Here is a 21,626-nt window from a genome sequence, read left to right as displayed (position 1 = left end):
GGAGTCTGGCACCGATCCCGCTGAAGATCGTCGTGGCCGGCGGGTTCGGGGTGGGCAAGACGACGCTCGTGCAGACGGTGTCGGAGATCGGGCCGCTGTCCACCGAGGAGCCCCTCACGGTCGCGTCGGTCGGCGTCGACGACCTCCGCGCGGTGCCGGACAAGACCACGACGACCGTGGCGTTGGACTTCGGCCGGATCAGCGTCGGCGACTCGCTCGTCCTCTACCTGTTCGGCACGCCGGGCCAGGATCGCTTCTGGTTCATGTGGGACGAGCTGGCGCGGGGCGCGGTCGGCGCTGTGGTGCTGGTCGACGTGCGGCGGATCGCGGACTCCTTCGCCGCCGTGGACTACTTCGAGAGCCGCGACGTCCCGTTCGTCGTGGCGATGAACGCGTTCCCCGGCGCCGACCGGTACCGCCCGGAGGCCGTGCACGACGCGCTGCGGCTGCGGACCGACGTGCCGGTCGTGCCGATGGACGCGCGGGTCCGCGGCTCGTGCCTCACCACGATCGTCCGGCTCGTCGAGCACGCGCTGGACCGTTCCAACGTGGTGCAGTTCCCGCGCTCGGTCCCGTTCAGCCGGTGAGAGCTTCGAGCACCTGCTCGCCGTAGCGGGCGAGCTTGGTCTCGCCGACGCCGCTGACCGAGCCGAGCTCGGCGAGCGAGGTGGGGCGCCGGGAGGCGATCTCGCGCAACGTGGCGTCGTGGAAGATCACGTAGGCCGGGACGCCCTGTTCCTTGGCGGTGGCGCCGCGCCACGTCCGCAGGCGCTCGAACAACGGGGCGGCCTCGGGCGCGAGGTCCGGCGCCGCGGCCTTGGCCGGGCGGGCCCGGCGGGCCTGGCGTGGCGGGTCGCGCCGCAGCATCACCTGGTGCTCGCCGCGCAGCACCGGGCGGCTCTCCTCGGTGAGCACGAACGTCTGGTGCCGCGGTTCGACGGCCAGCAGCCCACGGGCCACGAGCTGACGCAGCACCGTGCGCCACTCGCCCTCGCCGAGGTCGGTGCCCACGCCGAACACGGTGAGCGAGTGGTGGTCGAACTGCTCGACCTTGGCCGTGCGCCGCCCGAGCAGGATGTCGACGATCTGTCCTGCGCCGAACTTCTGGCGCCGCTCCCTGTCCAGCCGGAACACGGTGGAGAGCACCTTCTGCGCCGCCACCGTGCCGTCCCATGACTCGGGCGGCACCAGGCAGGTGTCGCAGTTGCCGCACGGGGGCGTGCCGCGCTGCCCGAAGTAGGCCAGCAGCTGCGAGCGGCGGCACTCGACGGTCTCGCAGAGCGCGAGCATGGCGTCGAGGTGCTGCGCGAGGCGGCGCCGGTGGTCGCGGTCGCCGTCGGACTCCTCGATCATCTTCCGCTGCTGCACGACGTCGGCGAGCCCGTAGGCGAGCCACGCCGTGGACGGCAGCCCGTCGCGGCCGGCGCGCCCTGTCTCCTGGTAATAGCCCTCGACGGACTTGGGCAGGTCGAGGTGGGCGACGAACCGCACGTCGGGCTTGTCGATGCCCATGCCGAACGCGATCGTGGCGACGACGATCACGCCGTCCTCGCGCAGGAACCGGGACTGGTTCCGCGCGCGCGTGCCCGAGTCGAGCCCGGCGTGGTAGGGCACAGCGGTGAGGCCCTGGGCGGTCAGGAACTCGGCGATGCGCTCCACCGAGTTGCGCGAGAGGCAGTAGACGATGCCCGCGTCGCCGGCGTGCTCGGTGCGGATGAGGTCGAGCAGCTGGCGGCGCGGGTCGTCCTTCGGCGCGATCCGGTACTGGATGTTGGGCCGGTCGAAGCTCGCGACGAAATGCCGCGCCCGCTCACTCGGACGCAGGTCCAGCCGCTGTGCGATCTCGGTGTGGGTGGCCTCCGTGGCCGTGGCCGTGAGCGCGATCCGCGGCACGTCGGGCCAGCGCTCGTGCAGCTCGGACAGGGCCAGGTAGTCGGGCCGGAAGTCGTGGCCCCACTGCGCGACGCAGTGGGCCTCGTCGATCGCGAACAGCGCGATCCGGCCGCGGTCGAGCAGGCTCAGCGTGGACGGCACCCGCAGCCGTTCGGGGGCGAGGTAGAGCAGGTCCAGCTCGCCGGACAGGAACGCCCGCTCGGTGTCGCGGCGCTCCTCGAAGGTCTGGGTGGAGTTGAGGAACCCCGCACGCACGCCCAATGCCCGCAGCGCGTCGACCTGATCCTGCATCAGCGCGATGAGCGGGGACACCACCACCCCGACACCGGCGCGCACCAACGCGGGGATCTGGTAGCACAGCGACTTGCCGCCGCCCGTGGGCATCAGCACCAGCGCGTCGCCGCCGCCGCAGACGTGATCGATGATCTCGGCCTGCTGGCCGCGGAACGACTCGTAGCCGAAGACCCGGCGCAGGACGTCGAGCGGGGGAGCTGCGGGGGCGGGGGTTGCGGTGGCCGACTCGGCGACGGGATCTGCGGTCCGGGTATCGGGCACCTGGCGATCGTAGGGGCACGGTCCGACGAGGCGGGGCCGAACCGCGAAAGCCGGCGCCGGATGGATCGGCCAGGCCTCCACCGTGGGGACGGCAGCGACCAAGGCGAGACGTCGCTAGATGATCTTCATGGCGACCAACAGCTCGTGATCGCCGCGCTGACCTGCCGGTATCGGGTGCCGTTACGGCGCGGGGGGAAGCCGCTCGACCGCGGCCGTGGCGATGGCGACGCCCCGGATGCACGGGTCCGGCACCCGGGCAGGTGGCGGTGCAGGTGGCGGGGCCGGAGCCGCCATGTCGACCTTCACGATCAGCAGCTCGCCCGACGGGTATCCGCGCTTGTCGGTGTAGGGGCGGTGCAGGATCTGCACGTCGCACCCGCCGCCGTCCTCGTCCCTTCGGGCAGCGGCCTCGCGTCCCGCGATCTGCACCCTGTTGCCGGCGTTCCTGCCGATGCCGCCTCGGTTGCGGTCGTAGGCGACCTCGACCGACGCCCCAGTGGTCAGGTTCTCCCAGTCGCAGTCCCACCCCGCGAAGCCAGGGTCGGGGTCGACGGTCTCCAGGCCGGGCACGGTCGCGACGGTCGCGCGGTCCAGCAGCCCACACGCGTCGACCGCGGCCAGCGATCCGGGGTCGAACGGCGCGGCGCGGCGGGGTATCGGGCCGCTGACGAGCACCGCGACCGCGGTGTCGGTGGCGACGTCGGCGACGGCACACGGGTCCGGGAGCGCGCCACGCACGGGCCGGGCGACGACGCGGACGTCGTTCCCGTCGGACAGCCGCAGCGTGCGGGCGCATTCACCGTTGACGGGCGTGCCGCGCACGATGACCATGCCGTCGCGTTCCTCGGGCACGCCCTCCGGCAGGGCCGTGCCGGCCTGGGCGAACTGCAGTTGCACCGTGGAGCGGTCCTGCCCGGAGTCGATGGTCACGTCGCAGCGGTCGAAATTCCCGGCGTCGGCCTCCAGGAGGGTCTGGCCGAACCGGTCGAGCGGCTCGGGACGCAGCAGTGAGCACGGGTCGGCGGTGGCGGGATCGCCGAGCACGGGACCGGCTGCCGCGGCGCCGACCGCCACCCCCGTCGGCGGGCGCAGCCAGACGACCAGCCCCGCCGCGACCGCCACAGCGGCGACGGCGGCGACCGCGATCCAGAGCCACCGCCGCCCGCCTGTGCGCTCGACGCGCCCGTCGGTGGACTCGCTGCCCGCCACCTCCGCGAGCAGCCGAGCGACCTCTGCCGCGGTGGGCCGCTCGCGCGGCCTGCTCTCCAGCATGCGCATCAGCACGGGGCCGAGCGCGCCGGCCTGGCGCGGCGGCTCGACGACGCCCTTCATCGCCGCCCTGTGCATCTGCTCGGGGTCTCCGTCGCCCCACACGGAACGGCCTTCCACCGCCGCGTACAGCGTGGCCCCGAGCGAGAAGACGTCGGCCTGCGGGCCACCCTCCAGCCCGTTCGCCACTTCGGGGGCGAGGAACGCGGCTCGCGCGGGGTCATCGCCCTCGCGCGAGGAGATCCCGAAGCCGGTGAGCGTGACGTGGTCGCCCTGGCCGACGTGGACGTCCCGGGGTGTCACCGCCCCGTGCACGACGCCGAGGCCGGGCGAGTGGGCGTAGGCCAGCGCACCGGCAACCTGTGCGCCGAGACCGGCGGCCCGGCGCGGGGTCAACGGCCTTGCGGCCGTGAGATCGGCCAGGTCCGGCGCCGACACGTACCTCATGACCAGCCACGGCTCGCCGCCGTGCTCCACCATCCGGTACACGGAGGCGATGTTCGGGTGATCCAGCAGCGAGGCGATCGCCGCTTCCGCGCGCAGCCGCTGAGCTCCGCGTTCCCGTTCGTCGGGCGCGAGGTGGGACAGGCGTACCCGTCGCAGCGCGATGGCCGCGTTCGACCCCTGCTCGGTGGCGCGCCACACCTCGGCCGTCCCGCCGGAACCGACCTCGCCGTCGAGGCGGTACTGCCCGGCGATCAGGTCACCACGCTCCATGGTCCCCCCGCACCCTTCCGATCCGGCGAACCGTATCGGATGCCGTTCAGCGGTCCGCGCCGTGGTGCGGTCATGGCTTGTGGACGGGGCTCCGCTCCCGTCAGCGGTGGACCGCGGTGCGCACCATGAGCCGCACGCGGTCGGCGCGGTACAGGTCGCGGGCGTACTCCACGGGCAGGCCGCCGACCGACAGCGCCGTGCGTTCCACGCCCATCAGCGCCGTGCCCCGGATCACGCCGAGGGCGGCAGCCTCGGCCGGGTCGGCGCTCACGGGCTCGAGGTACTCCACGGCGGTGTGCGGGGCGAGCCCGTACTCGTCGGCGAGCAGCTCGTAGATCGACCCGGTCAGGGGGTGGGTGAGCAGGCCGGGTAATCGGTCGGCGGGCAGCCACGAGCGTTCGAGGGCGAGCGCGGCGCCGTCGGCGGAGCGAACGCGCACCAGCTCGTACACCGGGGCTCCGGCCGCGAGCCGCAACGCCTGCGCCGCAGGACCTTCGGCCTCCACGGTCCGCGCGCCGAGTACCACCGCGCCGGCCCGCCGATGGGCGCGTCGCATCTGCTCGGTGAAGCCCGCGACGCCCGTGAGATCGCAGTCGATGCGGGGCTCGGCGACGAACGCGCCTCCCGAACGCCCTGGTGTGCGGACGAGCACGCCGCGGCGCGCGAGCCCGTCGAGGGCCTGGCGCAGGGTCATCCGGCTCACCCGCAGCGCCGCGGCCAGCTCGCGCTCCCCGGGCAGGCGGTCGCCAGTCGAGATCGCGCCAGCGGTGATCTCTTCCATGAGCCACCGTTCGATCTGCGCGTGCACCGGCACGCCGCGGTGGCGTTCGAGGGCGGGGGCGCGCCCGAGCAGCTCCGCGGACATCCGCACAGCGTAAGCGCTACCGAGGCGAACCGGGCCGGAACGCAGCGTGCCTCGCTCCAAATATCTGATATCGTCGGAGTGACGGAGGCCACAAGGGGGTGGTTCGTGTCCGACCTGAAGTCGCAGACGATCTACCGCGCGCTGCGCGAGCGGATCCTGTCGAACGAGATCCTCTCCGGCACCCGTCTGGTGCTGCGCCAGCTGGCGAACGAGTACGACACCAGTGACATCCCGGTGCGCGAGGCGCTGCGGATGCTCGAGCGCGACGGGCTGGTCGAGATGGTCCCGTACCGCGGGGCGCGGGTCACCACGCTCACGGCGCGCGAGATCGAGGAGACCTACTTCATCCGCGGTCACCTCGAGAGCATCGCCACCGGCCTCGCCGCCGAGCGCATCACGGACGCCGAGCTGCACACCCTCGACGAGCTGATGATGCGGATGCGCGCCGCCGTCGAGGCGGGGGACGGGCCGGGCTTCTCCGATCTCAACCGCGAGTTCCACGCGACGATCGTCGGAGCATGCGGCAACGAGATGCTCCGCGAGCTGACCATGGACATCTGGCAGCGCCACTCCGGTTTCCAGCGGGTCTTCCGGATGGTGCCGGAGCGGCTCGCCGCCTCCCAGTCCGAGCACGAAGGGATCATGGACGCGCTGCGGGCGCGGGATCCCAAGCGCGCCGCGGCGCTCGCGCTGTGGCACAAGCGCTCGGTCGGCGACACGGTCAGCACCCTGTTGGACGACGAGCGGGCGGACGACGAGCGCGCGGCGGGCGGAGAGACGGCGTGAGCACCGTGGAGAAGGTCACCGAGAACGTGCAGACCGCCGCGGTGGGGTTCGACCACGTCTACAAGGCGTTCGTCGCACGCGGGCGGCGCAGTGAGCCGGTGCTGGCGTTGCAGGACGTGGTGTTCGACGCGCGGCCTGGCGAGTTCGTGAGCCTTGTCGGCCCGTCCGGCTGCGGGAAGTCGACCTGCCTGAACCTCGTGGCCGGGCTCTCGACCCCGTCCGAGGGCGCGGTCACCCACCACGGCCGCCCGGTCCGCGGGGTGAACACCGCGGTCGGCTACATCACGCAGGAGGACAACCTGCTGCCGTGGCGCACCCTCTCGGGCAACGTCGAGCTCGGTCTGGAGCTGCGGGGCGTGGCGCGGGCCGATCGCCGCGCGCGGGCGAAGGAGTTCATCGACCTGGTCGGGCTCGGCGGGTTCGAGGAGCACTACCCGCACGAGCTGTCCGGCGGCATGCGCAAGCGGGCCGGGATCATCCGCACGCTGGCGTACGACAGCGACGTCGTGCTGATGGACGAGCCGTTCGGCCCGCTCGACGCCCAGACCAGGGTGATCCTGCAGGCCGAACTGCTCAAGCTGTGGCAGCGGTCCAGGCCCACCGTCCTGTTCGTCACGCACGACCTGGTCGAGGCGATCGCCCTGTCGGACCGGATCCTGGTGTTCACCGCGAACCCCGGCACGATCAAGCGCGAGTACGCGGTGGACATCCCACGCCCGCGCGACCCGTTCCGCATCCACGAGACGCCCGGGTTCTCCGAGCTGCACGAGGCGCTGTGGGCGGACATCCGCGCCGAGATCGGGGGCGAGGCCCCGTGACGATCGCGGCCGCCCCGCCCGCCACCGGGCAAGCCGTGCTGGCCCGCGCCGCCGCGGCCGACAGGCGGCGCAGGCAGTCGGAGCGGGCGGTGCTGTGGGCGGGCACCGCGGCGTTCGGGGCGGCGATCCTGCTGTTCTGGCAGTTCGGCCTCGGCCACATCGTGAACCCGCGCTACGTGAGCGACCCGGCCACGATCGCGGGCCGGATCGTCGAGCTCGCGGCGGAGGGGGAGATCCTCCGCCACGTCGGCGTGACGATCGGCGAGGCGGCCACCGGGTTCGTCATCGGCTCGGTGCTGGGCCTCGCGAGCGCGTTCGGGCTGGCGCAGACCCGCCGTGGGTACGCGGTGTTCGAGCCGTTCCTGGTCGGCTTCTACTCGATCCCGAAGATCGCACTGGCACCGCTGTTCATCCTGTGGTTCGGCCTCGGCACCGCGCCGAAGATCATCATGGCCGCGCTGCTCGTCTACTTCGTCGTCTTCGTCAACACCGCCACCGGGATCAGGGAGGTGCGGCCGGGGCTGCTGCAGGTGTGCCGGGTGCTCGGCGCGAGCCGCCGCGACCTGCTGCTGAAGGTCACGCTGCCCTCGGCGGCGCCCGCGATCGTCGCGAGCGTGCGGATCACGGTCACCCGCGCGATCGAGGGCGCGCTGCTCTCGGAGTTCGTGGCCTCCACGCAGGGGCTGGGCTACCTGGTCGCGCGGGCGTCGCGGGAGTTCGACATCGCCACGGTGTTCGCCGGAATCGTGATCATCGCGGCGGTCGTGATGGCGGCCAACGGGCTGCTCCGGGTCCTGCAGGCCCGGCTCGCGCCGTGGCACAACGGGCAGGTGCACGGATGAACGAGCCCACGTCGGCGGGGACGGCCGTCCTGGAGGCCACCCGCCGCGCGCACCGCGCCGCCCGCACCGCGGAGCGGCGGTTCCTCCTGGCCACGCGGGCCGGCATCGTGATCGTCGCGCTGGTGGCCTGGGAGCTCGCCTCCGGCACCCTGATCCGCTCGTTCTACGTGAGCTCGCCCAGTGCCGTGGCCGAGACGCTCGCGGAGTGGGTCACCTCGGGGGAGCTGGTCTACCACGGCGCCTTCACGGTCACGGCGGCGTTCCTCGGCTACGTGTTCGGCGCGGTGGCGGCCGTGCTGGTGGCATGGCCACTGGCCATGCTGCGCACCGCGTACCGGATCACCGAGCCGTACTTCCTGGTGGCGTACTCGATCCCCGCGGTCGCGATGGGCCCGGTGTTCATCCTCTGGTTCGGGATCGGGCTGACGCCCAAGGTCCTCATCGCCGCCTACTTCGTGTTCTTCATCGTCTTCATCAACACGGTCGCCGGGTTCCAGCAGGTGCCCACCGGCCTGCTCGACGTCACGCGGGTCATGGGGGCGTCGCGCCGCGACCAGCTGCGGACGATCCTGCTGCCCAGCGCCCTGCCCTTCGTGCTGGCCGCGCTGCGGATCACCCTCCCCGCGGCGATGATCGGCGCCGTCACCGGCGAGTTCATCTCGTCCAACCGCGGGCTGGGCTACCTCACCCGCGCCGCCGCCGCGAGCTACTCCACCGCGGGTGTGCTCGCAGGCGTGCTCTGCCTGTCCGTGATCGTGCTGGTGATGAACCTGCTGCTGCGCCCGTTGCGGCACGCGCTGCGCTGGCAGCCCGACGTCGACGTGCCGCAGGCAGCGGACGGACGCTAACCGGAGCGACAGGAGTGATCATGCGAGGACGACGGCGTTCCGCGGTCATGGGTGGCGCGTTGGCACTCGCGCTGACCCTCGCGGCGTGCGGCGGGGACGCGGGCGGCGGAGCGCCGGGGGAGGGTGGGCGGACCGCGATCACGGTGTCGTCGCTGCCGAGCGCGTTCCTCGCCCCGATGTACATCGCCGAGAAGGACGGGCTGTTCGAGCGCGAGGGTCTCGACGTCACGATCGTGGAGCTGCAGAGCGGCGCCGACGGCGTGCCGGCCGCCATCTCGGGCAGCTCGCAGTACGCCGACCTCGGGTTCGACGACCTGGCCACCCTCGCGGCCGAGGGCGAGGACAGCCTCGTGATGGTGCACAACCTGGTGCGCCGGGTGACGTTCACGCTCGTGATGAACCCGGACGTCGCCCGCGAGCGCGGCGTCACCCGCGAGTCGCCGATCGAGGCCCGTTACGCGGCGCTGAAGGGCCTGCGGCTCGGCGTGACCTCGCCGGGAGCAGCAAGCGACAAGTACATGCGTTACTACCTGCGCGAGGCAGGCCTCGACCCGGAGCGCGACGCCGAGATCATCGCGATCGGCGACGGCGCCTCGCTGCTCGCGGCCCTCGAGACCCGCCAGATCGACGCCTACCAGCTCTCGCCGCCCACGCCGTACGTGGCCCAGGCCGGGGGCTTCGGAACGGTGATCATCGACGGCCCCTCCGGAGACGTGCCCCGCTTCGCCGACTTCGCCTACACCGGGTTCGCGGCCAACCGCGAGTGGGCCGAGGCGAACCCGGAGGCCGCCCGCGCGTTCAACCGGGCGCTCAACGCGGGCATGCAGCAGGTGCTGGCCGACCCGCACGCCGCGGCCGCGAAGATCGTGGACCGGATGTCGGCGGGTGATCTCCCGGTGCTGCAGCAGACCCTCGACGCCTTGGCGCCCGCCCTGTCCGCCGACGGGTGTTTCGACGCAGCCGCCGTGCAGAGCACGCTCGCCGTGATGCACGAGGTGGAGCTCACCGACACGGCGGGCGACCCCGCGGAGGGCGTGCTGTGGACCAACGCGTACAACGAGTGCTGACTCGGAAGGAAACCCGGTGAAGATCGTTCGCTACTCGAGCCCTGACGGCGCCGCGTGGGGCGTCCTCGACGACGGCGTGGTCCGCGCTGCCGAGGGCACACCGTTCGTCGACCTGCGGCCCGGCGGGCAGGTGGTGGGCCGGCTGGAGGAGGTGTCCCTCCTCGCTCCCGTGACCCCGCGCACCGTGCTCTGCGTCGGGCGCAACTACCGCTCCCACGCCGAGGAGTTCGGCAACCCGGTCCCGGAGGAGCCGCTGCTGTTCCTCAAGCCGCCCGCCGCGGTGGTCGGGCCCGGCGCCGACGTGGTGTATCCGGCGCTGTCGGGGCGCGTCGACCCCGAGGCCGAACTGGTGCTCGTGATCGGGCGCACGGCCCGCAACGTCCCAGCGGCCGACGCATGGGCCGTGATCGGCGGCTACACCTGCGGCAACGACGTCACCGCCCGCGACATCCAGCGGTCCGACGGCCAGTGGACCCGCGGCAAGGGCTTCGACACGTTCTGCCCGATCGGGCCGTGGGTGGACACCGAGTTCGACCCGGCCGACGTCGGCGTCTCGTGCACGGTGGACGGCGAGCGCCGCCAGGACGGCCGCACGAAGGACCTGATCTTCCCGATCCCGTTCCTGATCGAGTACATCACCCGGTTCACCACGCTCGAACCCGGCGACGTGATCCTCTCCGGCACCCCGGAGGGCGTCCGCGCGGTCGAGCCGGGCAACACGATCACGGTGGAGGTGGAGGGCCTGGGTGCCCTGACGAACCGGGTGGTCGCCGAGTAGCCCCCGACATCAGGCCAGGCTCGCCCGCCACGCCTCGTGGAGTGTCGCGAACTCGCCGTCATCGGCCAGCAGGGCCTGCGGCGGGCCGTCCTCCACGACCCTGCCCTCCGACACCACCAGCACCCGGTCGGCGATGAGCACCGTCGAGAGGCGGTGGGCGATGATCAGCGCCGTGCGGCCGGCGAGCACCGTCTCCAGGGCCGCCTGCACCGCCCGCTCGGAGGGGATGTCCAGCGAGGAGGTGGCTTCGTCGAGCAGCACGACGGAGGGGTCGGCGAGCACCACCCTGGCCAGCGCGATCAGCTGGCGCTGGCCCGCCGACAGCCGTCCGCCGCGCTTGCGGACGTCGGTGTCGAAGCCCTCCGGCAGCGCCTCGATGAACCCGCGGGCGCCGACGGCCTCTGCCGCGGCGACGATGTCCGCGCGCGGGGGTGAGCCGTCCGCCCGCCTTCCCATCGCGATGTTCTCGGCGACCGAGCCCGAGAAGAGGAACGCCTCCTGGGTGATCATCACCATGGCCGAGCGCAGGTCGGCATCGGTGACGTCGCGCAGGTCGACCCCGTCGAGGCGCACGGCACCCTCGGTGGGGTCGTAGAACCGCGCCGCGAGCTTCGCGAGGGTCGACTTGCCTGCTCCGGTGGCGCCGACGAGCGCGACGGTCTGCCCGGCCGGGACGCGCAGCGACAACTCCGGGAGCACCGTGCGGTCGGGCGCCCGCTGGTAGGCGAACCGGACCCGGTCGAACTCGAGCTCGCCGCGCACCGGTTGGGGCAGCGGCACCGGATGCGCCGGCTCGGGCACGCCGACCGGGGTGTCGAGAACCGATGCGATCTTCTCCAGCGCCGCCGCCGCGGACTGGTAGGCGTTGAAGAACTGCGCGAGATCGTCGAGGGGGTCGTAGAAGCGGCGCAGGTAGAGCACGAACGCGGTGAGGGCGCCGAGGGCGAGGGTGCCGTCGGCGACGCGCAGGCCACCGAGCAGCAGCACGAGCGCGAGCGTGCAGTTGCCCACCAGCCGGACCGCCGCGATGAACCAGGCGACGGTCAGGAACGCCGCGGTGTTGGCGTCGCGGTGCGCGTCCGTCAGCCCCTGCATGATCTCGTCGTTGCGGGGCTCCCTGCGGAACGCCTGCACCGCGCGGATCCCGTTCACGGACTCGACGAAGTGCACGATCACCCGCGCCACCGTGCTGCGGGTGCGCCGGTAGCTCGCCCGGGAGCGGCGCTGGAACCAGCGGGTGAGCAGCAGCAGCGGGACGAACCCGGCCAGCACGACGGCCGCGAGCAGCGGGTCGATCCACACCAGCAGCACCGTGATGCCGACCAGCGACAGCAGCGCGCCGAACAGGCCGTCGAGGCCCTTCTCGAGCAGGTCGGAGAGCGCGTCGACGTCGCTGGTGAGCCGCGAGATGAGCCTGCCCGATGTGAACGACTCGTGGAAGTCGAGCGACAGCCGCTGGCCGTGGGCGAACAGGCGCTTGCGCACGTCCAGCAGCAGGTCCTGGCCGATGCGCCCGGACAGCAGCAGGAACGCCGCCCGCAGCCCGGCGCCTGCGATCCCGACCGTCGCGTACCCGCCGATGGCCGCGGCGAGCGGGCCGGGCCGCCCGTCGAGCGCGGCCGGCACGCCGCTGTCGATGGCGAGCGCCACCATCAGCGGACCGGTGAGCATCACCGCGTTCTCCGCCACGAGCAGCACCGCGGCCAGCACCACCGCACGCCGGTGCGGCCGCAGCAGCTCGGCGACGAGCCTGCGGGCCCGCGCCTGCAGACGCAGCCCGGTGCGGCGGTCGACCGAGTCGGGCTCCTCCTCGTCCTCCGCGGCGATCCCGCGCCAGGCCTCGTCGTCGAGAGCCGCGGTCACGCCTCCACCCCCTCGCGGTCCTCCACCGTGTCGCCGGCCGTGTCGACCGCTGGGCTGGCCAGCAGCCTCCGGTACTCGGGCACCGTCGCGAGCAGCGTGGTGTGCGTGCCCACAGCGGTGATGCGCCCACCGTCGAGCAGCGCCACGCGGTCGGCGAGCTGCACCGTGGACGGCCGGTGCGCCACCACGAGCGCCGTGACCCCGCCCAGCACCCGGCGCAGCGCCGCCTCGACCTCGGCCTCGGTGTGCACGTCGAGGGCGGAGAGGGGGTCGTCGAGCACCAGCACCGGCGGGTGCCCGACCACCGCCCTTGCCAGGGCGAGCCGCTGGCGCTGCCCGCCCGACAGGGACATGCCCTGCTCACCGATGCGGGTGTCGAGCCCCCACGGCAATGCGGCGACGAAGCCGTCGGCACTGGCGATCCGGAGGGCCTCCCAGACCTGGTCGTCTGAGTGGCCGGGCGAGCCGAGCAGCACGTTCTCGCGCACGCTCGCCGAGATCAGCACCGGGTCCTCGAAGGCCGTGGCGACGGCGGCGCGCAGGTCGGACAGGCGCAGCAGGCGCACGTCGACACCGTCGAGCAGTACCGCGCCGCCGGTGACGTCGTGCAGGCGGGTGACGAGCGCTGTGAGGGTGGTCTTGCCCGACCCGGTGGCCCCGACCAGGGCGAGGGTCTCGCCTGGCCGCACGCTGAGGTCGACGCCGCGCAGGATGTCGCGGTCGCCGCCCGGGTAGCGGAACCGGACGTCGCGCAGCTCGAGCGCGCCGCGCACCGGCCGCGGCATCGGCTGGGGATCGGCGGGATCGAGGATCTCCGGCGTGACGTCGCGGACCTCCCAGTACCGCTTCGTCGCGGCCGCGGCGTTGCTCGCCTCGGCGAGCAACCACCCGATCGACGCGATCGGCCAGTACAGGTAGGTCATCACCGTGACGGCCGCGACGAGCGTGCCGATCGTGAGGGAACCGGCTGCGACCCCCCACGCGCCGAGCCCGAGCACCACCGCGATCGCCGACTCCGGCAGCATCACGAGCACCGCCCACAGCGCCGCGATGAGGCGGATCTTGAGCAGCTCGGTGCCCCGCAGGCCACGTGCGTCGGCCACGAAGCGTCGGCTGAGCCGCCGTCCCCGGCCGAGCGACTTGAGCACGCGGATCCCGAGCGCCGACTCCTCGACGACGGTGGTGAGGTCGCCCGCCTGGTCCTGGGCGCGGCGGGCCTCGACCGAGAACCTGCGCTCCAGCAGCAGCGTGAGAACCAGCAGCGGCACGGCGGTGATCGCGATCACGACCCCGAGCGACACGGAGAGCCACAGCAGCACGCCGATGCCGACCAGCACGGTGAGGACGTTGACCACGAGGAAGATGCCGGAGAACGCGACGAACCAGCGGATCGTGTTGAGGTCGCCCGTGGCGCGGGAGAGCAGCTGACCGGACGGCCACCCGTCGTGGAAGGACACCGGCAGCCGCTGCAGGTGCGCGTACAGGTCGGTGCGCATCGCGGCCTCGATCCCGGTGCTGGGCCGCGCCACGAGGCGCCTTCGCAGGAACATCAGGACGGCTTCTCCGGCGCCGAGCGCGAGCACACCCAGCACCAGCCACGGCAGGGTGTCGCGCTCGCCGCGGGTGATCGGGCCGTCCACGATCGCGCGGGTGACCAGCGGGATCGTCAGGCCCGCGAGGGTGCCGGCCAGCGCCGCCGCCCCGCCGGCGAGCAGCGTCCAGCGGTGTGGACGGACGTAGGGGGCGAGACGGCGGAGGGTGGAGAGGGTGGCCCGTTCGGGCGGCGGCTCCGTCATGGCTCGATCGACGCTAGAAGGGCGCGGCGGCCCGCGCACCCGAGTTCTCTCACGCGTCCGACGGAACCACCTCCACTCGGGTTGAAGTCCAGTCCCGCCGAAGTGGCAGGCTGGGACGAGCAGAAGATCGCATGGGGAAGGAACGGTCGTGGCGGCAGGACAACTCAGGATCGGCTACAAGGCGTCCGCGGAGCAGTTCGCGCCCCGGGAGCTGGTGGAGTACGCCGTGCGGGCGGAGGAGGTGGGCCTCGACAGCGTCGTGACGTCGGACCACTTCCTGCCGTGGCGGCACGAGGGCGGGCACGCGCCATCGTCGCTCGCGTGGTTCGCGGCCGTGGGGGAGCGCACGTCACGGGTGCTGATCGGCACCTCCGTGCTCACGCCCACGTTCCGCTACAACCCGGCGGTGCTCGCCCAGACGTTCGCGACCCTCGGGCTGCTGTACCCGGGGCGCGTGATGCTCGGTGTGGGCACCGGCGAGGCGCTCAACGAGATCGCGGTGTCCGGCCGGGAGTGGCCGGAGTTCAAGGAGCGGTTCGCGCGGCTGCGGGAGTCGATCCGGCTGATGCGGGCGCTGTGGACCGAGGGGGAGGTGACGTTCGAGGGCGAGTACTACCGCACCGTCGGGGCCACCATCTACGACCGCCCCGAGCAGCCCGTACCGGTGTACGTGGCCGCGGGCGGCCCGGTCGTCGCGAAGTACGCCGGACGCTCGGGTGACGGGTTCATCTGCACCTCTGGCAAGGGGATGGAGCTCTACACCGACAAGCTCATCCCCGCCGTCGAGGAGGGCGCGGCGGCCGCTGGGCGCGACGCGGCGGATGTCGACCGCATGATCGAGATCAAGATGTCCTACGACCGTGACCCGGACCAGGCGCTCGAGAACACCCGGTTCTGGGCGCCGCTCTCGCTCTCGGCCGAGCAGAAGCACAGCGTCGGCTCGGCCGTCGAGATGGAGCGCCTCGCCGACGAGCTGCCCATCGAGCAGGTGGCGAAGCGCTGGATCGTGGCCTCCGACCCGGACGAGGCCGTCGCGCAGATCAAGCCCTACGTCGACGCCGGGCTCAACCACCTCGTGTTCCACGGCCCCGGCCAGGACCAGGAGCGCTTCCTCGCCCAGTTCTCCGAGGACGTGCTCCCGCGACTGCGCGCGCTTGCCTGACCCAGGGTCGTGAGTGGATACGCGTGCCCGGGCACGCGTATCCACTCACGAGCGCTACTTCTTGCCGCGGGCCTTGTCCGTCTTGCGGTTGTTCGCCTTCTGGATGGCCTTGACGAGGTCGTCCTTCTTCATCGACGAGCGCCCGGGGATGTCGAGCTTCTTCGCCACGTCCATCAGGTGCGACTTCGAGGCGTTGGCGTCCACGCCGGCCGCGGTCGGTCGGCTGGTCCGGCGGCCGGGGCCGGAGGACTGCTTGTCGGAAGGGCCCTTGCCGTCCTTCGGCTCCCAGTGGTCGCCGACCTTCTCGTGGGTGTGCTTGAGCGCGGCGAACGCGACGCGGCGGGCGCGGCCGCCCTCGTCGCCGTAGGTCTCCATCGCCGAGTCGTAGGTCTCCACCCAGGTGCGCTTCGCCTTCGCGTCGGAGCGCTCCACGGTGCTCGGCATCGCATCCTTGCCCGGCATCTCGTTACACCTCCGCTCTGCGGTGCGCCGGCGGGCGCGGCGTGTCCAGGAAACGACGGACACCCTTCATCCCGTACCGGTCCACCGCGGTCTTGATCAGTCCGAAGATGGCGCCCTGCAGCGTGGCGGCCAGCAGCACCTCGCGGGTGCTGTAGTCGTCGGACAGCGGCTGCGGGGTCTCGTCCTCGTCGGAGATCTTCTTCCACACGATCCCGAAGACCTTGCCCGCGAGCAGGCCCCCGATCAGCCCGAAGAACAGGCCGATCGGCTTGTAGGCGAGCTTCGCGAGGCCGCTCAGCTCATTGCCGTCCCGCCGGTTCACGACTCGCGCTCCGCTCGCGCCTCGGCACCGGTCTCGCCCCCGGATCCGGAGTCCTCACCGGCGACGCGGCCGACGAACTCCTCGTTCTCGTCGGTGCCCGTCGTGCTCGGCCCGTCGGGAGAACCGTGGCGCGCGTCGGCGCGGTCCTTGCGGTCCGGGTCGACCCCGCCCACCTCGCGGCTGCGCGCGACCTGCGGGTCGACCTCGACGTCCGGTTCGGAGGTCCTGTGCATGCAGTGCGGGTACCCGACCATCCGGGCTCCGAACACCGGAAATGGCGGTCAGTGCTGTCAGTAGGGGCGGGACGCCCCGCCACCCGACACGAGCCTGCGGGTGCCGCCTGCCGCGCCGCGGACCGCACGCAGCCCAGGCAACTGGACGGCCGAGCGGGGCATCGGGTGGCGGGCGCGCAGCACCGGCCACACCGGCGACGGCGGGAAGAGCGCGTCGAGGCCACTGGAGGCGGGCCCGCCGACGCTGGAGCGCAGCAGCTCTTCGTACGCGTCGTACTCGGCGACGGCCGCTGCGATGTTGCCCTGTGCGAGGTGGGCCTCGATGAGGGCCCTGCGGGCGCTCTCGCGGCTCGGTGCGGCACGCACCGCCATCTCGGCGAGCGCGACGGCGGCGGCGTGCCTGCCGGCGGCGGACAGGCGGAGGCTGCGCTCCTCGAGGGCGTGCAGCCGCAGCTGGCGGAACCGCTCGCGTTCGATGACGATCCAGGCGGCGGTCCAGCCGGGCAGGATGTCGGCCGACAGCAGCCCGATGTCGGGGCTGTCGGTGGCCGGGATCTCGGGGAGCGCCCGTACGAGACCGAGCGCGTCGGCGAGGTCGACCTGCACGTCGGCGGCGAGCGAGAGCGGGCCGGTGAGGTCACCGTCGGTGAAGAGCGTGGGTACGCCGACCCCGGTGGCCGCCTCGGCGAGGAGGCGCTGCGCCGCAGCGGCGGGGACGCCGGGCCAGAGGTCGGCGGCGAGCATGGCGCGCTCTTGCGGCCGCGGGTGCACGGCGAGGTAGGCGACCAGCCTTCGCGAATCGACCCCGAGCGGGACGGGGTTGCCGTCCGCGACGAGCGTGAAGGACCCCAGCACGCGTACCGCGTGCCGGGCGCCTGGGTGCGCCTGAGTCGTGCGAGATCGTCGCTGATCGTCAGACATGATCGTCCCATGTGTGGAGTGCCCGGATGGAGCTCGCGGGGACCCGTCGGCAGCACGACAGCGCCCGAGTCCGCGAAAGAGTGTTCTCCCGAGCGACCGCGTTGCCAAGGGGCATGTTCGTCACACTTCCGGCTGCTCTGCGGCCGTCCGGGTGACGTGCGAGTCATCAGGCATCTTACTCATGGGGTGGCGTGCACCCGAACGTGGGTTCCTCGGGCGTCTGCCCACACGTGGAGCGAGTCGCACAGCTGCCGGGCGATCCAGACTCCCCGCCCGCGGGGCTCGGCCGGGTGCGGGGCCTGTAGCCCGGGCAACGGGTCGCGCAGGGTGCCGCCGTCGTCGATCTCGCACAGCAGCCCGTGCTCGCCCGTCCACAGCGACAGCTGCGCCTCTGGCGTGCCGTGCTCCACCGCGTTGGTGGCCAGTTCGTTGACGGCGAGGACGATGTCCTCGAGGCGTTCGCGCTCGTAGCCGCGCCCGGTGAGCGCCCGCTCGACGCTGGTGCGCACGTCGTGGAGCTGCCATGCGCTGAACGACAGCCGCACGTCCGGTGGGCCGAGCAGGGGCGGCCGGGCGGCGGGCCGCGCGGTGAGGACGGCGCGCGGGTCGTGGTGCCCGGGGTTGTGGCGCAGCTCGCCGTCGGCGAGCAGGAGCGGGTGGTTGCGCCGGGCGCCGTCGAGGATCTCCAGGTGGAGTGGGAGCTCCGGGTAGAAGCACGTGATGCGCACCGGCAGGTCGGCGAGCGCGACGTTGAGGGCCGCGTCGAGCTCGGTCCAGAACCGGCCATCGGCGCCGTCGAGGTCGGCGGCGTGCTCGTTGAGGACCGTGACCGGGCGGGCCGTCGCGACGCTCAGCGCGCGGAGCTCGAGGGCCCACCCCGCGGCGAGCGTCTGGGCCGACGCGCCCGCGGGGCCGCTGTCCGGGCGCCGCAGGTGGACCAGCCCGTCCGCGGAGGCGAGCCGACCGCCGAGCCGGTCGGCAACGGCGTGTTCCGTGGCGGGCTGCAGCGCGATCGCGAGGGGTTCGTCGCGTTCGAGGGCCTGCTCCGCGAGCGGGACGAGCTGGTCGAGGAGCTCCGTGGTGGAGCCGTGGAAGCCTGCGGCGTGCTCGAGGCGGACCGCGTTGGCCGAGCGGGTGGTCTCGATCCTCATGCCGGCGTCTGCTCCTGGAAGGGCCGGTCGGTGGGCAACTGGTCGGCCGGAGGTCTGTCGACGGGAGGCAGGTCGTTGCGTGCGCGCACGTCGAGCTGGGTGGCGAACGGTGCCCCGCACCGGTCGAGGACGCGCTGCACCCGAGGCCGGACACCGGTGAGGACCAGCCGGTGGGCGTTGGGGAACTCCTCAGCGGCGTGGACGAGCCCGACGGCGCCCGCGACGTCGAGGAAGCGCAGCGACGACAGGTCGAGGGTGATGTCGGCAGGGGCCTCCGGCTGGCGCAGCGCCCTGTCGAGGGCAGCCTCGAGGAAGCTGCGGATGCGTGGCCGGTTGCTGTGGTCGCACTCGCCCGCGACGCGGGCGGCACCGGGGCCGATGGCGGTGATCCGGAGCAGGCCGTCGTCGTAGATCGCGGGGGCGACCACCTCGGTGCGGTGTGCCGCCCGCATCACCTCCAAGACCTCCTCGGAGTAGCGGGCGCGGTCGTAGATGCACAGGACGTGCGCCGGCCGGTGGCGGACGACCTCCTCGATGACCCGGTCGTAGTCGGCCATGTCGTACCCGCCGGCGGCGTGCCGCTCCACGAAGGTGAGCCGGCCGGTGATGCGCACGGCCGGGTAACCCGCGGCGAGGGCGGCGTCGACCGTGGCGCGCACCGTCTCCGCGACCTCGTGGGGCGAGGTGTGGTGGTCACTCGGGACGATGGTGAACCGGCCCTCGCGCAGCGGCCCCGCGACAGCGACGCCGTCGTCGGTCATGCGCTCCAGAACCCGGTCGGATGAGCCGTCGTCGAAGTAGATGACGTGCTCACCGCGGACGAGGCCGTGGGCGAGGAACTCGGCGGAGACCTGCCACAGCTGCTCGTCGCTCACCGGGACCGCGATGGCATGGTCGACGGACCGGCAGTCCTCGACCGTTGTCGTCATCACGCATCCCGGGACGAGCGAACTGGGGCATCGGTGTCGGATCGAACACAGGCTCCGACCGAGCAGGTCACCCGATCGAACACGGCATCACTCGAACACAGCGTCACGCGGAGGACACTGTACGTCGGCGGGTCGAGCGGTGGGCCCGCCGGTCGGGCGGGAACGACGAACCGCGTGATCGCCGCGATGAGCGGACGCCGCGGGAACCTGAAACAGCAGATCAGGGCACGAGTGGCGGCACCATCGCCTCGATGAGGTGCGGCCCCGGTTCCGCAGCGGCGCGGCGCAGCGCGGCGGCGAGCTCCTCCGCGGTGGTGACGCGCTCGCCGGGCACGCCCATGCCGGCGGCGAGCGCCACGAAGTCGAGCTCGGGCCTGCCGAGGTCGAGTAGCGCCCTGGCCCGTGCTCCGTCGCCTGCGAGGTGCGCCGCGGCCCCCGTCTGCAGCAGCTCCATGCGGAGGATGGCGTATGCGCTGTTGTGATAGACGACCGTGGTCACGTCGAGTCCCTCGCGGGCCTGCGTCCACAGCGCCGAGATGGTGTACATCGCGCTGCCGTCGGCCTGCAGGCACCACACGGGCCGGTCGGGGCAGGCCACCGCGGCCCCGGTGGCGGCCGGGAGGCCGTAGCCGATCGAGCCGCCGGTGAGCGTGAGCCAGTCGTGGCGCGGGGCACCCGCCGTGACCGCGGGGAGGCCGAGACCGGAGGTCACCGACTCGTCCACGACGATGGCCCCCTCCGGCAGCAGGGCGCCGACCACCGCGGCGGCGCTCTCGACGGTCAGGGCGCCGGTGGGGAGCCCCGGCCGGGCGGCGGGGGCCGGCCGCGCTGCGGTGCCGGGGGCGAGCAGGTCGGCCAGCTCCTCGAGTGCGGCGGTGGCGGTCCCACCGGTGACGGCGCCCTCGCGCGGGGCGAGGGCGTGGACGTGACAGCCCGCAGGCACGAGGTCGGAGGCCTTCCCGGGGTAGGCGAAGAACGACACCGGCGAGCGCGCCCCGGCCAGCACGAGGTGGCGTGCGCCCGAGAGTTGCCCCACGGCCACGTCGACGACGTAGCCCAGCCGGTCGACCGGCGCGACGCCGGCACCCCGCTCGAGGCGGGTGGGGAACGTCTCGGCGAGCACCCGCGCCCCGGTGGCGGCGGCGATCCGGTCCGCGGCGGCGAGGCCTGCGGCGCGAGTGGCGTCCCCGCCGACGAGCAGCACGCACTGTTCCCCCGATGTGAGCGCGGCGGCGACCTCCCGGATCGCGTCCGGGCCGGCCTGGGGCGCGGCCGCGACCGGATCCGGCCCGGGCGCGGTTTCACCCCCCTCGCTCCAGCTCACGTCGGCGGGCAGCACGAGCGTCGCGACCTGCCCGGCCATGGCCGCGGCGACCGCCGCCGCCGCGTCGGCGCCGATCTCGGCGGTGAGGGTGCTCTCGCGCACCCATCCGGACACCGCGCCCGCGATCGCGGCGATGTCGGACTGCAGCGGCGCGTCGTACTTCGCGTGGGTCGTGGCGTGGTCGCCGACGACGTTGACGACGGGCGTGCCCGCCCTGCGGGCGTTGTGCAGGTTGGCCAGTCCGTTGCCGAGGCCGGGGCCGAGGTGCAGCAGCGTGGCGGCGGGGCGCTCGGCCATCCGGGCGTAGCCGTCGGCCGCGCCGGTGGCGACGCCCTCGAACAGGGTGAGCACCGCCCGCATCTCCGGCACGCCGTCGAGCGCGGCGACGAAGTGCATCTCGGAGGTGCCGGGGTTGGCGAAGCAGGTGTCGACCCCGCTCGCGAGCAGTGACCGCAGGAGCGCGTGGGCGCCGATCACGCCTGCACGCTCACCGACGTGGCGGGGGAGGATTTGAGGGTCTGCAGCACCACGCAATAGCGCTCGGTGAGCCGGATCAGGGTGGCGACCTCGTCCTCGTTCGCTCCCGTGTCGAGGTCGAACCTCAGCCGGATCTCGCGGAATCCGACCGGGGCCTCCCTGTCGACGCCGAGCGTGCCGCGGAAGTCCAGATCGCCTTCGGCGTGCACGCTGCCGGATGTCGCCAGCCCGAGCGACGTGGCCACGGCCCGCAGCGTGACGCCCGCGCAGGCGACGAGCGCCTCGAGCAGCATGTCGCCGGAGCACAGCTGGGTGCCGTCGCCCCCGGTGGCGGGGTGCAGGCCGGCCTCGGCGAGCGCGGTCGCCGTGCGCACGCGGCAGGCCACGCCGGTGCCGTCCAGCTCGCCGTCCGCGGTGAGCGTGACGACCGCGGCGGCCGGGTCCTCCCGGTACCGCTCCTTGAGCGGGGTCTGCAGCTCTCTGAGGGTCGTGGCGTCCATCGCTGCATCGTGCCCCGCGCCGTCGTGAGGCGCGATGTGGCGGGTGGG

At 73.1% G+C, this 21,626-nt stretch carries 21 protein-coding genes; 8 read left to right on the top strand and 13 right to left on the bottom strand.

Going from position 1 to position 21,626, the window contains the following annotated elements; genetic code table 11:
• Positions 1-5: 5 nt before the first annotated feature.
• Positions 6-587: an ATP/GTP-binding protein gene (locus tag K1T35_RS24665; protein WP_220262829.1), complete on the top strand. Its 582-nt coding sequence runs from the start codon at positions 6-8 to the stop codon at positions 585-587.
• Here the strand turns inward: K1T35_RS24665 and recQ are convergent.
• The 3 genes from recQ to K1T35_RS24650 all read right to left on the bottom strand — a co-directional run bounded on the left by recQ (position 577) and on the right by K1T35_RS24650 (position 5,299).
• On the bottom strand, positions 577-2,367 hold the full coding sequence (gene recQ, locus K1T35_RS24660) for a DNA helicase RecQ (protein WP_255622669.1): 1,791 nt from the start codon (positions 2,365-2,367) through the stop codon (positions 577-579). The two genes, K1T35_RS24665 and recQ, sit on opposite strands and share 11 nt — an antisense overlap.
• A 261-nt stretch (positions 2,368-2,628) precedes the next feature.
• A complete protein-coding gene (locus tag K1T35_RS24655) occupies positions 2,629-4,434 on the bottom strand; it encodes a serine/threonine-protein kinase (RefSeq protein WP_220254061.1) in 1,806 nt (601 codons plus the stop codon).
• A 100-nt stretch (positions 4,435-4,534) separates the two neighbouring features.
• Entirely contained in the window at positions 4,535-5,299 is a 765-nt protein-coding gene (locus tag K1T35_RS24650) for a GntR family transcriptional regulator (RefSeq protein WP_220254060.1), read from the bottom strand.
• Between the two features lie 105 nt (positions 5,300-5,404).
• Between K1T35_RS24650 and K1T35_RS24645 the strand changes: the two genes are divergently transcribed.
• From K1T35_RS24645 to K1T35_RS24620, 6 genes are read left to right on the top strand one after another with little or no spacing between them, the layout of a single operon-like run.
• Entirely contained in the window at positions 5,405-6,085 is a 681-nt protein-coding gene (locus K1T35_RS24645) for a GntR family transcriptional regulator (protein WP_220254059.1), read from the top strand.
• Complete coding sequence (locus K1T35_RS24640) at positions 6,082-6,903, top strand: ABC transporter ATP-binding protein (RefSeq protein ID WP_220254058.1); 822 nt, start codon at positions 6,082-6,084, stop codon at positions 6,901-6,903. Before K1T35_RS24645 ends, K1T35_RS24640 begins: the two co-directional genes overlap by 4 nt.
• Entirely contained in the window at positions 6,900-7,745 is an 846-nt protein-coding gene (locus tag K1T35_RS24635) for an ABC transporter permease (RefSeq protein ID WP_220254057.1), read from the top strand. Before K1T35_RS24640 ends, K1T35_RS24635 begins: the two co-directional genes overlap by 4 nt.
• On the top strand, positions 7,742-8,593 hold the full coding sequence (locus K1T35_RS24630; protein WP_220254056.1) for an ABC transporter permease: 852 nt from the start codon (positions 7,742-7,744) through the stop codon (positions 8,591-8,593). The genes K1T35_RS24635 and K1T35_RS24630 overlap by 4 nt, the downstream gene beginning before the upstream one ends.
• A gap of 20 nt (positions 8,594-8,613) precedes the next feature.
• Positions 8,614-9,660: an ABC transporter substrate-binding protein gene (locus K1T35_RS24625; protein WP_220254055.1), complete on the top strand. Its 1,047-nt coding sequence runs from the start codon at positions 8,614-8,616 to the stop codon at positions 9,658-9,660.
• Positions 9,661-9,676: 16 nt separating this feature from the next.
• Entirely contained in the window at positions 9,677-10,438 is a 762-nt protein-coding gene (locus K1T35_RS24620; RefSeq protein ID WP_220254054.1) for a fumarylacetoacetate hydrolase family protein, read from the top strand.
• Positions 10,439-10,447: 9 nt separating this feature from the next.
• Here the strand turns inward: K1T35_RS24620 and K1T35_RS24615 are convergent, their stop codons facing one another.
• Together K1T35_RS24615 and K1T35_RS24610 are read right to left on the bottom strand one after the other, a co-directional pair.
• A complete protein-coding gene (locus tag K1T35_RS24615) occupies positions 10,448-12,301 on the bottom strand; it encodes an ABC transporter ATP-binding protein (protein ID WP_220254053.1) in 1,854 nt (617 codons plus the stop codon).
• On the bottom strand, positions 12,298-14,097 hold the full coding sequence (locus tag K1T35_RS24610; protein WP_220254052.1) for an ABC transporter ATP-binding protein: 1,800 nt from the start codon (positions 14,095-14,097) through the stop codon (positions 12,298-12,300). The genes K1T35_RS24615 and K1T35_RS24610 overlap by 4 nt, the downstream gene beginning before the upstream one ends.
• A gap of 148 nt (positions 14,098-14,245) precedes the next feature.
• Here K1T35_RS24610 and fgd point away from each other — a divergent pair, with 148 nt between their 5' ends.
• Complete coding sequence (gene fgd, locus K1T35_RS24605; RefSeq protein ID WP_220254051.1) at positions 14,246-15,259, top strand: glucose-6-phosphate dehydrogenase (coenzyme-F420); 1,014 nt, start codon at positions 14,246-14,248, stop codon at positions 15,257-15,259.
• A 54-nt stretch (positions 15,260-15,313) separates the two neighbouring features.
• On the opposite strand, the gene K1T35_RS24600 is transcribed toward fgd, so the two are convergent.
• The 8 genes from K1T35_RS24600 to K1T35_RS24565 all read right to left on the bottom strand — a co-directional run bounded on the left by K1T35_RS24600 (position 15,314) and on the right by K1T35_RS24565 (position 21,578).
• Entirely contained in the window at positions 15,314-15,721 is a 408-nt protein-coding gene (locus K1T35_RS24600; protein WP_220254050.1) for a ChaB family protein, read from the bottom strand.
• Between the two features lie 4 nt (positions 15,722-15,725).
• Positions 15,726-16,043, bottom strand: a complete 318-nt coding sequence (locus K1T35_RS24595; RefSeq protein ID WP_255620665.1) for a DUF4235 domain-containing protein — start codon at positions 16,041-16,043, stop codon at positions 15,726-15,728.
• Complete coding sequence (locus tag K1T35_RS24590; protein ID WP_255620663.1) at positions 16,040-16,276, bottom strand: hypothetical protein; 237 nt, start codon at positions 16,274-16,276, stop codon at positions 16,040-16,042. The genes K1T35_RS24595 and K1T35_RS24590 overlap by 4 nt, the downstream gene beginning before the upstream one ends.
• Positions 16,277-16,333: 57 nt before the next feature.
• Positions 16,334-17,131: a BTAD domain-containing putative transcriptional regulator gene (locus K1T35_RS24585; protein WP_220254048.1), complete on the bottom strand. Its 798-nt coding sequence runs from the start codon at positions 17,129-17,131 to the stop codon at positions 16,334-16,336.
• A 245-nt stretch (positions 17,132-17,376) separates the two neighbouring features.
• A complete protein-coding gene (locus K1T35_RS24580; RefSeq protein ID WP_220254047.1) occupies positions 17,377-18,348 on the bottom strand; it encodes an ATP-binding protein in 972 nt (323 codons plus the stop codon).
• On the bottom strand, positions 18,345-19,277 hold the full coding sequence (locus K1T35_RS24575; protein WP_220254046.1) for an MEDS domain-containing protein: 933 nt from the start codon (positions 19,275-19,277) through the stop codon (positions 18,345-18,347). Before K1T35_RS24575 ends, K1T35_RS24580 begins: the two co-directional genes overlap by 4 nt.
• A gap of 220 nt (positions 19,278-19,497) precedes the next feature.
• On the bottom strand, positions 19,498-21,078 hold the full coding sequence (locus K1T35_RS24570) for an acetolactate synthase large subunit (protein ID WP_220254045.1): 1,581 nt from the start codon (positions 21,076-21,078) through the stop codon (positions 19,498-19,500).
• Positions 21,075-21,578, bottom strand: a complete 504-nt coding sequence (locus K1T35_RS24565; RefSeq protein WP_220254044.1) for an OsmC family protein — start codon at positions 21,576-21,578, stop codon at positions 21,075-21,077. The genes K1T35_RS24570 and K1T35_RS24565 overlap by 4 nt, the downstream gene beginning before the upstream one ends.
• Between the last annotated feature and the right edge of the window lie 48 nt (positions 21,579-21,626).

Origin of the sequence: Pseudonocardia sp. DSM 110487 (genome assembly GCF_019468565.1) — a bacterium.
Lineage (GTDB): Bacteria > Actinomycetota > Actinomycetes > Mycobacteriales > Pseudonocardiaceae > Pseudonocardia.
The sequence above is the reverse complement of the archived record's forward strand: the minus strand, read 5'-3'. Positions and strand labels throughout refer to the sequence as shown.